The sequence below is a fragment of the Bradyrhizobium erythrophlei genome (assembly GCF_900129425.1).
Lineage (GTDB): Bacteria > Pseudomonadota > Alphaproteobacteria > Rhizobiales > Xanthobacteraceae > Bradyrhizobium > Bradyrhizobium erythrophlei_C.
Map to the genome: position 1 here is coordinate 4,298,763 of NZ_LT670817.1, position 15,484 is coordinate 4,314,246.

Annotated in this window: 11 protein-coding genes; 5 read left to right on the forward strand and 6 right to left on the reverse strand. The window is 61.4% G+C overall.

Annotated elements, in window-relative coordinates; translation table 11 throughout:
- The first annotated feature begins 243 nt into the window (after window positions 1-243).
- The gene (locus B5527_RS20450) at window positions 244-588 is read left to right on the forward strand and encodes a hypothetical protein (protein WP_154072407.1); all 345 of its coding nucleotides are present in this window, start codon (window positions 244-246) and stop codon (window positions 586-588) included.
- 255 nt (window positions 589-843) lie between these two features.
- On the opposite strand, the gene B5527_RS20455 is transcribed toward B5527_RS20450, so the two are convergent.
- Window positions 844-1,140, reverse strand: a complete 297-nt coding sequence (locus tag B5527_RS20455) for a hypothetical protein (protein ID WP_079603137.1) — start codon at window positions 1,138-1,140, stop codon at window positions 844-846.
- Between the two features lie 248 nt (window positions 1,141-1,388).
- Window positions 1,389-1,772: a hypothetical protein gene (locus B5527_RS44280; RefSeq protein WP_154072046.1), complete on the reverse strand. Its 384-nt coding sequence runs from the start codon at window positions 1,770-1,772 to the stop codon at window positions 1,389-1,391.
- Between the two features lie 518 nt (window positions 1,773-2,290).
- Here B5527_RS44280 and B5527_RS20460 point away from each other — a divergent pair.
- Window positions 2,291-3,676, forward strand: a complete 1,386-nt coding sequence (locus B5527_RS20460) for an FAD-binding oxidoreductase (RefSeq protein ID WP_079603138.1) — start codon at window positions 2,291-2,293, stop codon at window positions 3,674-3,676.
- A gap of 94 nt (window positions 3,677-3,770) precedes the next feature.
- Here the strand turns inward: B5527_RS20460 and B5527_RS20465 are convergent, their stop codons facing one another.
- Both B5527_RS20465 and B5527_RS20470 read right to left on the reverse strand, forming a co-directional pair.
- Entirely contained in the window at window positions 3,771-4,763 is a 993-nt protein-coding gene (locus B5527_RS20465; RefSeq protein ID WP_079603139.1) for an MBL fold metallo-hydrolase, read from the reverse strand.
- A 342-nt stretch (window positions 4,764-5,105) separates the two neighbouring features.
- Window positions 5,106-8,432 (reverse strand): ATP-binding protein, encoded by a 3,327-nt coding sequence (locus B5527_RS20470; protein WP_079603140.1) that lies wholly within the window; start codon window positions 8,430-8,432, stop codon window positions 5,106-5,108.
- 492 nt (window positions 8,433-8,924) lie between these two features.
- Between B5527_RS20470 and B5527_RS20475 the strand changes: the two genes are divergently transcribed.
- The 3 genes from B5527_RS20475 to B5527_RS20485 all read left to right on the forward strand — a co-directional run bounded on the left by B5527_RS20475 (window position 8,925) and on the right by B5527_RS20485 (window position 10,654).
- Complete coding sequence (locus B5527_RS20475; protein ID WP_079603141.1) at window positions 8,925-9,371, forward strand: hypothetical protein; 447 nt, start codon at window positions 8,925-8,927, stop codon at window positions 9,369-9,371.
- Between the two features lie 391 nt (window positions 9,372-9,762).
- A complete protein-coding gene (locus B5527_RS20480) occupies window positions 9,763-10,119 on the forward strand; it encodes an ArsR/SmtB family transcription factor (protein ID WP_079603142.1) in 357 nt (118 codons plus the stop codon).
- A 43-nt stretch (window positions 10,120-10,162) separates the two neighbouring features.
- A complete protein-coding gene (locus B5527_RS20485; protein WP_079603143.1) occupies window positions 10,163-10,654 on the forward strand; it encodes an SRPBCC family protein in 492 nt (163 codons plus the stop codon).
- Window positions 10,655-10,856: 202 nt separating this feature from the next.
- Here B5527_RS20485 and B5527_RS20490 read toward each other — a convergent pair whose 3' ends face one another.
- Window positions 10,857-13,832 (reverse strand): autotransporter outer membrane beta-barrel domain-containing protein, encoded by a 2,976-nt coding sequence (locus B5527_RS20490; RefSeq protein ID WP_172842616.1) that lies wholly within the window; start codon window positions 13,830-13,832, stop codon window positions 10,857-10,859.
- 345 nt (window positions 13,833-14,177) lie between these two features.
- Window positions 14,178-15,338, reverse strand: coding sequence for an IS30 family transposase (locus B5527_RS20495; protein ID WP_079603145.1), 1,161 nt, complete (start codon window positions 15,336-15,338; stop codon window positions 14,178-14,180).
- Window positions 15,339-15,484 lie beyond the last annotated feature (146 nt).

The following is a 15,484-nucleotide window of genomic DNA, read 5'->3' on the forward strand; positions in this document are numbered from 1 at the left end:
TCTTGTCGACGGTGTCGCTCCATAGATTTCAACTTCTACGTGCTATACAGATTTAAGAGCGGCGCGCGCCGCCTTGCGCATTAAATATGGACAGCTAACTGAGGCCGCCTTGGGGTTCCACCAAAGCCTCTATTTCTTAAAAGAAAGGCTCAGAATTTGTTATCCGCAGACTACATTTTCGTTGCGACTGTTGCGCTCGTTATCGGCTGCAACGTCACCCTGGCGCGGCTTCGGAGAATAGACGTGGTCGAGCAAGGCGTTTGGACGGCGACGGTTGTTTGCATGACCGTTTCGCTTTCTATCTCATTTTGGGCTGGCCACCGTTTCAAAACGGTCTGGCCCAAGTTTGCTTTCTTCTTGATTGCATGTGTCATCGGTATTTTTCTATTCCCGCTTTTCGGCGGCTTGTGGGCGGGCACTGCGCCTCAACAGGAGCCTTTGATAGACCCCGCATTCCGCAAACAGTTTTGGACCGTTATCGGCGGCGTAGTCGCGATGGCATATTTCGGGGCGTGGCGGCTGCAAAAGATCATCGACAGCAGGCGCAAAAAAATAGCCGTCTCAAGTCCGCTTTGGGTCAAACTCTGAAGTGGAGAGCCATTCGCCGAGAGTCCGCCTTACCCGGCACCCGATCAATGGACATCGTCAGACCGGGCCGACTGGTCCGTTTCGTGCCCAACAGGCGACATCGCGCGTGCGCTCCTCTGGACAGTTTTCTGGGCGAAGACCTAGCGTTCACGCGCAAAGGTCAAAGTGAACACGACTTTTCTTATTGGCGAACGCTACGGCCGCCTCTCGACGCCGTGCTTGCGCACGTCGCTGATGAGTAGCCTCTACGAACAATTATGCATCAGATTCTATATTCACCAAAACTTCCCCGGCGATCATTTCGGGGTCTCCAAGATTAAGGTCAAGCAGGCTTGCTTGAACAAACTCCAGTACTTTATCGTTCGCCGCATTGGCGCTTTCGCGGTCCTCGAATATCATCACAGCGACACCGACGCCTTCGCCCCCATCCAGTACATAATAAGATCTGAATCCGTGCGATTCCCTTAGGATCTGACCGATGCCGCTTTTGGCGCGGCGAGCAGCATCCGCAACCGAACGAACCTTGGTGTACTTTCGAATGACTATGTACATGAGGCACCCATGCGTCTCAGTCCCAGCCCACGCATCAAAGCATATCGGGCCGCTGCTGGACTAGGGCCTACTTCCGAGATGGGTCCGCGACGTCCGCTTGCCCCCGGTGAACCGACATCGCTGACTTGCCTCGCTACTTCCGAAAAGTGCCACAAGCAGACATCAGTTCGATTTTGACGGTGAGGACTCTAGGACGTTGTAAGCCTGTCGCGTAAAAGCTTGAATGAGGCGGCTGTGCCGGACGCCATTTAGTTCGTGCGGTGCGGAGGCTTCTTCTTTCGATGCTGTGTCGGCTGCGTTGCCTTTGGAGGCTGCGGAGGTTGCGGCCAGTAGGCACAGCCGAAGCTACAGCCACAGCCGGCACCGCATCCGGCGGCCAGCCTTAGTTTTTGGAAGAGCGGTGATGGTCCAGCATTTTCCTTGTCGAAGACATAGAACGTCGCCAAACTGACGTCGGAGATCTCCTCCTCACCATGAAAGATTTCGTGCTTCTGCGAGGGCGGTGATGTATTCGCCGACGCTTCGCTAGTTGAGGCGCACGCACCGCTTGCCATCGAGAGAGACATGCCGGCAAACCCTAAGGCGGGTAAGGCTTTGCTCCGACGCTTGCCTATGGAAGAGCGCTTCGGCATGGCACAATTCTCCCACGTGCTTGGGCATACTGAACTAAACTGGCGTGATGAAATCCGACCGAGCTAGTTCCAGTAAAGACCAATGATGGCGGTGGAGGCTATGCCGACCCCGGCGGCGGTCAAGCCTTTGGCCAAGCGGGAAGCCGACTTCAGCGACGATAGATGACGGCCTTGATCCGATCTCGCCAAGTAGCCCAGCCCCGACCGAGTGTCCGCTTCGGGTCGTCCTGACGGCCCCGAAACGCGACTTCCGTTCTCCCCCCAACAACAGACATGAGGCGACTGCGGCAGCATGTCCGAAAGGTGCCAACAACGGAAGTGAGCAGCTGCAAAAGGGCGGATCATAGAACCCTCGTTGCTGACCGCTATCGCGTCGTCGGCGGCGGGCGAGCAGCTTGGGGGAGTGGTAAGATGCCACGTGGGACACAGCACTAGATCAGGTATGATCAGTATCGCTTCTAAGCAGAAGGTAACCTCAGGCTCAATTAGCCGATCATTGTGTGGAACAGGAGGACCTCATGCAAGCTATGTCCACCGAAACCTTCATCGGCAACATGCGCGGCCCGGTCGTCAGGCGAATGGACGCCGATTATGACGCTGTGCGGAGCCTCTACAATGGGATGATAGATAAGAGTCCCGTGATGATTGCGCGATGTGCCGACGTTGCTGACGTTGTCGCTGCGGTCAATTTTGCAAGGCAAAATGGTATCCAAGTCGCGATTCGCGGAGGCGGACACAACGGGCCGGGCCTTGGTAGTGTCGAGGACGGGCTGATGATCGACATGTCGATGATGAAAGGCGTGCGGGTCGATCCCACCGCCTGCACCGTCCGCGTCGGCCCCGGCTGCACACAGGGCGATGTCGACCATGCGACGCATGTCTATGGGCTCGCCGTGCCGGCCGGCATTGTCTCGACGACTGGTATCGCAGGTCTCACACTTGGCGGCGGCACCGGATACCTCACCCGCAAGCATGGCCTTACCATCGACAATCTGCTTGAGGCGGATGTCGTGCTCGCCGACGGTCGTATTGTCACCGCGAACAAATCACAGAACGCGGACCTATACTGGGGTCTGCGCGGCGGCGGTGGCAATTTCGGCATCGTCACGAGCTTCCTGTTTCAGGCTCATCCGGTGAGCATGGTCTATGCCGGTCCCGTCTTCTGGGATCTCGAAAATGCCCGGACCGTCATGCAGAAGTACAGGGATTTCCTGGCTGGCGCTCCCGAGGAGCTCGGGGCCTTTGTCGGCTTGAAGACTGTTCCAGCGGTGGACCCGTTCCCGGCAGAGCATCAGGGCAAGCGCGCGTGCGCCGTCATTGCCTGCTACAATGGTCCGGCAGAAGATGGTCAGGCGGCCATGGCCAAGTTGCTCGGTGAGCTGCCCCCGCCGCTCTTCAACTGGATGGGCGAAATGCCCTATCCGGCCCTCCAGTCCATGTTCGATCCGTTCCTTCCGAAAGGCCTGCAATGGTACTGGCGCGGCGATTTCGTGAAAGAGCTGACCGACGAAGCGATTGACGCCCATATCGCCCAGGCACAGAAACTGCCGAGCACGCTCTCGCTCATGCATCTTTATCCGATCGACGGCGCTGTCCGTCGCGTCGGCAAGAGCGATACCGCCTGGAACACGCGCGATGCGACTTGGTCGATGGTCATCGCCGGCATCGATCCCAATCCGCAAAAGGCGGGCGAGATCACACGCTGGACCAAGGGATACTGGGAGGCCGTGCATCCTTACTCGGCTGACGGCGGCTATGTGAATTTCATGATGGACGATGGGGACGACAGCCGGCTCAAGGCCACCTATGGCGACAACTATGATCGCCTTGTCGCCTTGAAGGAAAAATACGACCCGACGAACTTCTTCCGCGTCAACCAGAACATCAGGCCGCTCCACTCGTAGACGATCACGTCTGTCGCGCGGTTCAAGGACGCCCCCGGGTCTTGTCCGAGCGTTCTTGTTGCTTGGAACGAAGGAACGCTCTGGCTAGGCGGCCTTAAGTGGGGCTTACGCCCTCCCAGCGCCAATCGCTTGGAAGCCAGCCGAACGCTGTGCCGGTGCGAACGACATGGCCAACTCCGGGGAACGGGAGGTGGTAGGTCGAGATCATGACCTTCTCACTCGCACATCGATCCAGGAAGGCTCGGCGCGTCTTCGCGCCTTGGTCGAGATCCAAGTCGAACCCGCCGCGCCAGTCGGGGTGTTGGAAGGCGACAGCGCGGTTCCCAACAACGTCTGCACTACAGAGAAGCTGGTTAGAACCGGACGCGATCTGCACCGAAGTGTGCCCGGGCGTGTGCCCGGGTGTGGCTAACGCCGTGATGCCCGAGACCACTTCGCCGTCTGGCTTCACAGTCCGGATGCGATCATTGATTGTCGCGAGCGTTATCATGTTCTGGCGATAAATGCCGCCCCATGTAGCATGACTTTCCAACGGGTGTTGAGGCTGCATCCAGAAGTTCAATTCCGCTTCGCCGATTACATATTCGGCGTTTGGAAAGGTCCGCTCGGTGTCACTCGCGTTAGCGACCCCCCAAAGGTGATCCGGATGGGCATGCGTGATGAGGATCGTGTCGACCTCCTCTGGCTTGATTTCGGCGGCCGCTAGGTTCTGGAGTAGACGGCCCGCGGTTGGCTGCATCTTGCCGCGGGAGCCTGCGTCGATGAGCACAAGGCGATCGCCCGTATTCACGGCCAACACATTCACCTGGAGCGTAGATTTGTCCGTCGGCTGGAAGTCCGACACAAGGACCGCGTCGCGTTCCGCTTTGGTCGCTTCTGGCCAGAGCGTCTCCGCTGGAAAAGCAATTGTCCCGTCGCTTACGACCGTGAGTTGGAACTGTCCGAGACTGAACCGATAGAATCCTGGCACCTGACTTTTTGAGATTGGTGCGCGAGCTTGGGCACAACCTCCATTCCATGACGCGCCAACGAGCCCGGCCATGGCGCTTCCGGCAGCCAAAAGGAAATCCCGACGACCTAGCGACATCCCTTCCTCCCTGAAACGGTGTTTGACCGCGGGACGGCAGAGATCGCGAACGATATGAGCCGCTCCGCAAGAGCAATACGGCTTCAACCTACTCGACTGCTTTACCACGATACAGAAAGAACCAGCGATCAATGTTCGCGAACCGGACGCGACACTACGCCTCACAACAATCAACTGATGTCTAAGCACACCGTTCTCAGCCTCAAGGTGCAACTGCGTCTTGAATAGTGAGGCCAGGAGGCTAGAGCGAAGCGGGGCAACCCGATCGTTCTCGCGGCTTAGGTGATTCCATCACGTCATCAACTCGGATAAGGTTTTCGGTACACACCGATCCAATCGCAGTTAAATGCCATCGAGGACCGCTCTGGCCTCGCGGGAATCGACGGTTTCGAAGCCCTCAGTGAACGAGCCGTAGACCTTGGCGAGTTCATCGTAGGCTTCGGCTCGTCGAGCGCACTCCGCCAGAAGCCGCGCGAGCCTTGTACTGCCCCGTAGGAGAAGTGTGCGGGCATTTTGGGCTTGCGCACTCTCCATGGCTCGCCGGAGGCAGCGTTCCGCCTCCGCTTGGTCACCGATTGCCAGCGCGAGATCGCCCTCGAGCAGGTGCAGGCTGGCGTCGGCCCAGTGCTCCGCATTGCGCTCGGCGACAGCCCGCGCCTCGGCGAGAGTGACGGTCGCGTCCTCGAGCCGTTGCGCTCGGAGGTAAAGGTCAGCAAGGATCCCCAAATAGTGCGGCAAACGCAGCTCAGCCCCGGTGGCCCGCAGGTCCCGCACACCAACGCGCACGCGTGCAATAGCGTCCTCGACGTCGCCCTCCTCCGCGACAGCCCAGCCGTTCATGATCGCGGCCCAGGCGTGATAATAGCTGAACCCGTGGTCGGTGCAGATTGAGCGGGCCGCGTCGGCACGAGCGCGGACTTCCGTCGGCTCGCGACGGAACTGGTGCAGCATCGCCGCGTAGGCGAGTGCCACAGCCGAGCTAAACGGGTGGACGCGTCGATGGGCGAGATCGATCGCATCCTGCGCGGCCCCAAGCGCGGTGTCCGCGAACCCAAGATGCCAGTCGACATGAGCGGTATAGGCACGGCCGAAGACGTGAATGTTGACGCCGCGCGACAAGGCATCGGCGGGATCGCCGGCATGCAGGATCTTTGTACTGCTGATCTCCAAGTGCTCGCGCGCTGATCGGTGCTCGCCCTGGTGGAACAGATTGAACGCCAGGGCATTGTGCGCGTCGGCCTGCATCACGAGATCGTCGCCTTGCTTGGCCAGGTCGACGAGCTCGTTGCACAGCTCGCTCGTGCGCAGGATGTGACCGCGTACGTGATGCACATAGCACAGGCCGCGCAACGCCCTGGCGAGGTGGCGACGGTGTCCGTACCGTCGCGCGAGATGCTCCGCTCGGGCGTGTGCCGTCTCGACCTCTGGAGCGCCAAATCCTCTTGTTGCGGTCAGCGGGGGCCCCAGTGCAATCTGCACCTCAAGCTCGCGGCGCAACTGCTCATCGGTGGACGGGCGGTTCCCGAGCATCTCGAGGGCCGTGGTCATATGACTTATCGCCTCCCTGTTCGCCGATCGGCCAGCCGCCAGCTGTCCCGCCCTTAACCAAAAGTCGATCGCCCGATCGGCAAGCCCGGCTGCGGTCAGATGGTGCGCAAGGAGCTCGGGCTGACGCGCGACAAGGTCGGCGAACCGCGCCTCAAGGACGGCGGCAATCCGGCCGTGGAGCTCGCTCCGTCGGCTCTTAAGCATCGAGGCGTAGGCGACGTCCTGGACCAGCGCATGCTTGAACGCATAGACCGCCTCGGGCGGCGTGCCGCGCTGAAAGACGAGCTCTGACTTCACGAGCCGGGCAAGCGCCTGGTCAAGATCTGCCGGTTCTCGTGCAGCGACTGCATCGAGGAGCTCGTAGGTGAACTCACGGCCGATGGCGGCGCCGACCTGGACCAAATCCTTGGCCGAAGCCAGGTGATCGAGGCGAGCCATGAGAGAGTCCTGCAGGCTCGCCGGAATGGCAAGCACGCCACGCGACGCGACCGGCGCGAGACCCTCGGGCGTGTTGCGCAGCATGCCTGACTCCAGCACGGACTTGGTGAGTTCTTCGATGAAGATCGGAACGCCTTCGGTCTTCGCGACAATCTCGTCCACCACTGCCGGAGGAAGGCGGCGCCCACCTGACGTTTGCTCGACAAGAGCCGCCGCTGTCCGGCGCGCGAGGCGATTGAGCGTCAAGGCCGTTACATGCGGGAAGGACGGCCAGCGCGGCGTCATCTCCAGCCGGAACGTGATGATAACGAGCACCTGCAGGCGCTGGGCCCGTTCCAAGATCAGCCCGAGGAGTTCGATCGATGTCGGATCGAACCAGTGCGCGTCCTCAAGCACTGACAGAACTGGCCGCCGTCGGGCCAGGCCTTCGAGCTGTGCGAGAAGCACCTCCAGTGTCTTCCGCTTCTGGGTCTGCGGCGAGAGGTCGAGCGGCGGGTATCGACCGTCCATCGGTATGCCGAGGAGAGCCGCAATGAGTGGGACGGCTTCGGTGAGATCGTCGGTCCCTTGGGCAAGCAAAGACACGAGCTTGGAGAGCCGCATCGGAGGCGTGTCGTCACGCTCGAATGCCGCCGCTCGCTCGAGCTGGTCGATGAATGGCCAGAGCACGGTATTGGCGTGGTACGGCGAGGCACGGTGGGAGATCCGAGTGTGCGGCTCGTCGGCGATCCGCTCTCGGAGCGCCTCGATGAGTCGCGACTTGCCGATCCCGGCTTCCCCGGCAAGAAACATCGCCTGACCCTCGCCGCTCTTGGCGAGGTGCCAGCGCTCGAGGAGAAGTTCCAATTCCTGCTCTCGCCCAACGAGCGGGCTAAGGCCCGCCGTGTGGAGTGCCTCGAAGCGGCTCTCCGCTGGGCCCGTCCGGACGATCCGCCAAGCGTTGATCGGTTCTCCGAAGCCCCGCAGCTCGCATGGTCCGAGGTCCTCGACCTCGAACAGGCCGCCGATCAGGCGCCGTGTTTGCTCAGCGACGACGACTTCGCCGCTCCCGGCCACGGCCTGCAGGCGGGCGGCGAGGTTCGGGGTGTCGCCGACGACCGCTTCCTCCTGCGCCGCGCCCGTGCCGAGGAGATCACCTACGACGACGAGGCCTGTCGCGATCCCAACCCGCGCGGCAAGTGGCCGGCCGTCTGGAGACCGCAGGCGGTCCACAGCCTCGACAATCGCGAGGCCGGCTGTCACCGCTCTCTCAGCCTCGTCCTCGTGCGCGTGCGGCCAGCCGAAGTAGGCCAGCACGCCGTCACCCATGAACTTGGCAAGGTGTCCGTCGAAGCGTGCGATCTCGCCCGCAACGGCGTTCTGGTAGGCAGTCAGCGTCTCCCGCATGTCCTCAGGATCGAGCCGCGCGGAAAGGGACGTCGAGCCGACAAGGTCGACGAACATCAGCGTGAGCTGGCGGCGTTCCGCGTGGGAGGGCCGCCGGATTGAGGCGGTGGACGACGGCGAGGCCTCCAGGGTAGCAATCGCTGTTAGGAGCTTTTTTCGGTGCCCGAGCGGCAGACCAAGCTTCTCGAAGTTGGCGTCGGTGAGCGACGGCAGCACGTCGGCATCAATGGCCTGCTCGCGGAACAGCACCGCGTAATCGGGAAGGCCGAGATCTTGAAGCCACTGCGCGACGTCCATTCCGCGACGCTCCCGCCAGCCAGTCCCCGCAGTGAACTCTAGCAGAGAACGGGGACGGGGCGGGAATGTCTTGCCCCCGCTTGCCAGTCGCAGCAGTCTCTTTCAGCCGGCTCGGATCCCGCCGGCAATGGCCAGTTTGGCCCGTAAAGGTCGGCTGTCGTGCGCCAAATCTAGCTGATGACGTTCGGAAAGGGTCAAGTTTACCAACCGGTCGGTGTTTGCTTTCCGGCAATGGATTGTGGCTCGAAAGGTCGCCTTAGGGTCAAACTCGGAAGTGCGCTGACGTAACCGCAGAGGTCCGCTTCACCCCCGATGAACGGACGTCGGCAGACCGGGTCGACTGGTCCGTTTCGTGCCATGAGCGGTCGTCCGAACTCCGGCAACGCACTATACCTTTGTATCCCTCTTTCATCCCTTCTCATGCCCTGTTCTTCCGCTCGTACAATAGAGCGGCGGCGAGAGATTTTTATACTCGCGGGCGCGATGAAACGAATGCTCATCCTAACGGTCACCCTGTGGCTTGGCGTGTCTGCCACCACTCACGCGGAGGTCAACTCGCCGATCAACGCGGCGAGCACGGTGACAGGCGCAATCGTGCCGTCCGGCCAAGGAGTGACCTTTGCAACGGGAGGTCCCTTTGTGCCCGTGCCGCTGCCCTGTCCGTTCGGCGTATCGCTGAGCGCCATTCTGACGCCGTTTTTCGGCTGCGCGTCCGATCCGCTCCCCACCGATCAGATTTCGGCGGGACCAGGGGTTGTGATAACGGGACCAGCAGGGAGCATCAGCGCCAACGCGCAAACCGTCACGCCCAACGCCACGTCGGGCGCTGGTGGTGCTGGCGGCGGTGTCTCATCGAGCGCGGGCTGCTTGGGCGCGATACCGTCAACGGCCGGCAGCGTCGGCGCAGGCGATCTCTTCGGCGGCATCGGCGGATGCTAGCCGCGTTCTCATAAACCGGATTCTGTAAGCTACTCGACTGACGTCAGCTTTGCTCCGAAAGCGGCCGAATTGGCGAGGAGCTCAAATAATGCGATGGGGCAAAAACGGAAGTGACCCTGCTTCCTTGGCAAGTCCGTTCTACCCCCTAACAAACAGACGTCGAGCAGCCCGGTCGGCACGTCGGAAAGGTGCCACAAAGAGACGAAAATCGAGGAAAATCCGCGATTCTGAAGCGGACCTTTCGCGGCCCGGGAAGAAAAATTGCTGCTGCGAGCACGAAGTAGCCGGCGATAATCAGCAGCAACGAATGCCGGCGCACCGGCACGCAGACAGTTATCCAATTAGAAAACTATTGTTGACAGATGCTCGTCGCGCATCCATTGTTAGCTGTATGGCTAACCATTCTCCTCATCTCGACAACGTGTTCAGCGCGCTCGCCGATCCAACGCGGCGCGCAATCATTGGGCGGCTCTCGCAAGGCGAGGCTTCCGTGGGCGAACTCGCTCGGCCATTCGACATGGCTCTGCCGAGCCTGATGAAACACATACGTGTGTTGGAAACCGGTGGCCTTGTCGAGTCGGAGAAGCATGGCCGCGTCCGCACATGCCGCCTGATGCCAGGCGCCATGAAGGGGGCCGAGAACTGGCTCGCCGAGCAGCGCGCCATCTGGGAAGCCCGCCTTGACCGGCTCGAGTCTTATGTAGCGACGCTTGAGAAGAGGCCGCCAAGGAGAAGGCGTCGTGACTGATGCGCCCAACTACACTACATCCTCAAAAGCACAGGAAATCGCCATGACCTCAACTCCGGACGCCGCCCTCGCACACTGGGATATCGAGCGCGAGATCGTTCTCTCGCGTGTCATCAAGGCAAAGCGTGATGTCGTTTTTGCTGCCTGGACAGAACCGGAGCATTTGCCGAACTGGTTCGGGCCGGCGGGGTTCAAGATCGAAACCAAGGAAATCGACATTCGCGTCGGCGGCGTGTGGCGATTCGACATGCTCGCCCCAAACGGCCAGCGATTTCCGAATCGAATGCGCTTTCGGCGCATCGAGCCGCCGTACCTGATCGAGATCGATCACGGTTCGGACATGGATGATGATCCAGCCCGTTTTCGCACCACGATTACGTTCGATGAGCAGAGCGACGGCAAGACCGTGATCACGCTGCGGCAACTGCATCCGACCAAAGCACAGCGCGACAGGACGATCGGCTTCGGCGCCGTCGAGTACGGCTACCAGACCCTGGATAAGTTGGCTCGGCACGTCGAGACAGCGACAGGCTGATGATTTCGAATGGAACCCTGCAAGACGGGTGTGATGAGCGCCATGATGTCCGGTTCCGAAAGCGCTGGCGATGTTTCTTGCGGGTCAAACTGAGAAGAACTCAGTGTGAGCAAATGTCTTCCGGGTTACCCCTGAAAGCGGACATTGCTCAATACAGTCGGCCTGTCTCATATCAAACGCGCCAACAGCGGAAGTCACGAGCCTAAAAGGAATACCGCACCACGCCCTTGCCAGCGTAGCTCGTGGTGACGTTGGAGAACTCACCCTCGAAGGTGGCGGCGGCCGACCAGCCGTTCAGCCATTTCTTCTCGGCGGAGGCGGTCACGAGCGCGGAGTCGCTTGCTTGTGCGGCGCCGTTGACGACGAAGGATGCGCCCGGCAGCGTCTGGAACGTCGCACCGATACTGCGGTCGGGGTTGAAATCGTGCGCCCATGCCACGCCACCGCGCAAGGTGAGGATGCCGTCCGGCATCGCGAAGGATTTATCGCCGCGCAATCCGAGCTCGCTGCGCGGATCGGTGACGCTCTTGGCGCCGTAGGCCAGCGCAAAGGTGTTGGTGCCGGTTACCGCCTGCTCGGCGTAGGCCGGCAGATCGAAGGTGGTGAACTGTCCGGCGGCGTAGGGCGTGATGCCGATGCCGCCCATCCATGGGCTGACGAAGCGATAGCCGCCTTCGGCGCGGCCCGAGAAGGCGTTGGCGTTGAACTCCGCGCGCAACTGATCGACACCCGCGATGGTCACGGTGCGGTCGGTGGTGATGTCCTGCCAGCCATAGGCCAGTGCAGCGGAGATATACGCCGGGCCGACGGTGTGGCGAATGAAGGCACCGGCCTGGAACAGGTCGGAGCGTCCGCTTCCTGATCCGTTGACGCTGAAATTGGTGCCGCCGCCCGCCAGCGCAAAGCCTGCGAGGGTAAACGGCGAGAGGCGATAGTCGGCGCCGACCGCGGTGCCATAGATGGCGCTGGTCGTGGCGTTCGATCCGACCGCCGCATTGCCATCGGTGGTCTGCGATCCACCGTAGCCCGCGGTCCAGGTGCTCCAGCGTTGTTCGAACGGCACCACCGGCGCCTTGACGAACATGGCATTGGCGTCGCGCGCCGCGCCGGTCTTTTGAGTGGAAGCATATCCGCTCGGCGCGCCGCCCGATGCGCCAAAGCCATCGCCGCGCCCGGCGATGAACGGGTCGGTCATCACGCCCATGAACTGGTTCATGGCGTCGAAGGTGGTCTGCTGCGACCCGGTCGCGGTCTCGCCGGAGGCCTGCGTCAGCGCATTGCCGAGATTGGCGCCGGTCAGGCCGAACAGGGTGAGGAAGCCCGGTGGCAGCGCGCCGCCATTGTTGAAGACATGGTTGATGACGTTCGCGATCGTCTGCTGGTTCGAGCCCAGGCCCGTTTGGCCACCACCGAGAGACGCTGTAAGGTTCAGGAAAACGTCCGTGAGCGTGTAGCTCAGGCTGGCCGCCAAGTTCGGATTGCCGACGCTCACGCCGTTGAATGTGCTGCCGCCGATCCCGCCGGCCGCGTGCAAGATGTCATAGCTCTTGCTGATGTAGCTGCCCGGCTGGAAGCTCGTCTGTACGACTCCACCCGTCAGCATCGCGGTGCCGTTGACATTGGCCAGGCTGGCATTCGACGGACCGACCTGCACGAGATAAATCGCGCCGGACTGGAACGCGAGGCTGCCGCTCACCGCCATCGTGCTGCCGGGCGCGAACGTGCCGCCGGTCGCCACCGTGACGTTGCCGACGGTGCCGGTGCCGGCAAGCGTGCCGCCCGCGTTCACCGTCGTGCCCGACAGGATCGAGCCGTTGACGGACAGCGTGCCGCCATTGATCGTGGTTGGGCCGGTGTAGGTGTTGGCAGCCGTGAGAATGGTCGTGCCGGCCTCGACCGTCACCGACCCCGCACCGGAAATGGTCGGGGCAAAAATGTAGTTCGAGGCGGTATGGTTGAACACGATGCCGCCGGTGCCAGACCCGAACGCAACCGAGGATGCGTTCAGCGTGCCGGGCGTAACGGCCGCCTGGCCGGAGGCGGCGCCGATGTTCAACGTGCCGGTCGAGCCGCCCAGACTGGCAATCGTCACCGTGCCGCTAACCGAGACGGTGCCGCCATTGGCGACCGTCAGCGTGCCGGGGCCTAAAACGCCGACAGAGAGAGCGCCGGAATTGGTCCAGGACGAGCCGGCGCCATCGACCGTCACGGTGCCGGAGCCGAAACCGCCGATCAAGCCAACGGTGTGACTGACGACCGCGCCGCCGTTCTGGATCGTCAGCGCGCCGGTGCCGGAAAAGCCGACAGCGAGAGCGCCGGAATTGGTCCAGGACGAACCGGCGCCAGAGACCGTCACGGTGCCGGTCGAGCCGTTGTAGCCGACATAGCCAACGCTGTTGCTCACCGCGCCGCCGTTTTGGATCGTCAGCGTGCCGGTACCGCCGTTGCCGACAGAGAGAGCGCCGGAATTGGTCCAGGACGAGCCGGCGCCGGAGACCGTCACAATGCCGGTCGAGCCGGGATTGTAGCCGATATAGCCAGTGCCGTTGCTCACCGCGCCGCCATTCTGGATCGTCAGCGTGCCGGTGCCGCCATAGCCGACAGAGAGATCGCCGGAATTGGTCCAGGACGAGTGGGTGCCGGAGACCGTCACGGTGCCGGTCGAGCCGGAATTGTAGCCGATATAGCCAGTGCTGTTGCTCACCGCGCCGCCGCTCTGGATCGTCAGCGTGCCGGTGCCGCCATAGCCGACAAAGAGAGCGCCGGAATTGGTCCAGGACGAGCCGGCGCCGGTCACTATCACGGTGCCGGTCGAGCCGGGATTGGGATCGTAGCCGATAGACCCGTACTGGTTGGTCAACGCGCCGCCGTTCTGGATCGTCAGCGTGCCGGTGCCCAAATAACCGACAAAGAGATTGTTTGCTACTGCGCCGGGCGCACCGACCACGGTCGCATTTGGGGTGTCCGTGCCGATCATCGCGTTGTCAAAGATGGTCGGAACACCGGGGCCCCAGTTCCCGGCAGTGAACCAGTTGTTCGAGGAGGTGCCCGTCCAGGTATCGTTGACGGCGTGCGATGGCGTCGTCATCGCCAGTGCCACTCCGAGCGCGACCACCGACCTCGTGGTAAGGAGCCCGGCGAGCCTGTGCCGGCGTGCAGGACGAAACAGCTTAATCATTCGCAGCCCCCTCGCGGCAACACGGCCGCGTCTTGTGGGCCTCCGGAATCCGTCCGCGAATGCCCGCATCCCAAATTTTTTGCTGAAGTCCGCGCCGAGGCCCCGTCGCAGATTGCGGTTCAAATACCGGGCGACCGGAACCAATGCAACGGGCCGCGCACCCCGATGTACCGAACCAGATCGCAATCGGTGGACAGCGTGGCGGAAATGCCACGCGGCGAACGGATGGCATCGTCTATTGCGTCGTCGAGGCCGCCTGGTTGATGAAGTTGGAGCCGCAACATGTCTGACGAGCAACTCGTCACCCGCGCGGATGCACCATTGCGGCCGAGCAAAGGAGCCGGCTCAACCGGTCGATGCAACACAGGCGTTAAATCTCTCTGCTGGGGTTTCAAATTGCTTGGTCTTACGCGGCCGTTCGTTAAGCTGGCGAGCCACTTTGTTCAAGTGGGCTTGCGAGTGCACCGACAAGTCGGTGCCCTTCGGGAAGTATTGTCGCAGCAGGCCATTGGTGTTCTCATTCGACCCGCGCTGCCACGGGCTTTGCGGATCGCAAAAATAAACGTCGATGTTGGTCGTCAACGTAAATCGTCGATGATCCGTAAGTTCCTTGCCCCGGTCCCAGGTTAGCGATTTATACAGTTCGGTCGGCAGCTTTCTAGCTTGCTTGATGAGCGCGGAGACGACCGATTGGGTGTCTTTGTTGGCCACCTTTGCTAACATCACGTAACGGGTATGACGCTCGACCAAGGTCGCGATATAGCTGTTCTTCGAACCGGACAGCAGATCGCCTTCCCAATGGCCAGGCACCGCTCGATCTTCAACTGCTGCCGGGCGCTGACGGATCGAGACGGGATCCTTGATTTGTCCCCGTCCATCGCCGTGAAGACCTGCCTGTTTCGATCGACGGATCGTGCGCTTCGATCGAAGATGGCAAAGTAGCTCTTTCTTAAGCACTCCGCGAGCTTGAACAAAGAGACTGCGATAGATCGTCTCGTGTGACACCTGACAATTCTCATCTTCAGGATGGGCTCTCTTAAGCCAGCCGGCTATCTGCTCGGGTGCCCAATTTAATCTCAGCTTGCTGGTTACCGCCTGTCGCAACCCGGGATTAGTCGCCAACTTGCAACGTTTCGGACGGCGGGCTCGGGCCCAGGCCTGGTCATCCGCCAGAGCCGCTCGGTATCGATCATAGCCGCCATTCCGGCTAATTTCTCGGCTCACCGTCGAAGGCGAGCGGCCCAGCATCTTGGCTATCGATCGGGCTGATCGATGCGCTGTAATCCCTCTGGAAATCTCCTCCCGCTCCGAAAGCGCCAATGCCAGCCTTGAGCGATGCCTTGCTGCAGGACGGATGCCCCCGTGCGGGGCCACCTGGAAATAAATCGACGATGACGGCTTCCCAAACGCTCGCCCGATCCCCTTCAAAGACTCCCCGCGTTGCCAGCGATCCCATAACTCCGTCTTCTCGGCCGTTGTAAAACCTCGACGAAATCTCTGTTCCATCGTCTCACTCCATCTTTTCCCTCTAAGATAAAGTGTTGCATCGACCGGTTGAGCCCACCGGACAAAAGGGATTGCCGAAAGGTGGCTTATTCGGCCAATAGGCTTGGCCCAGTGCCAGCGGCGCCGCTGTTGTCGAGCTAAAGTTC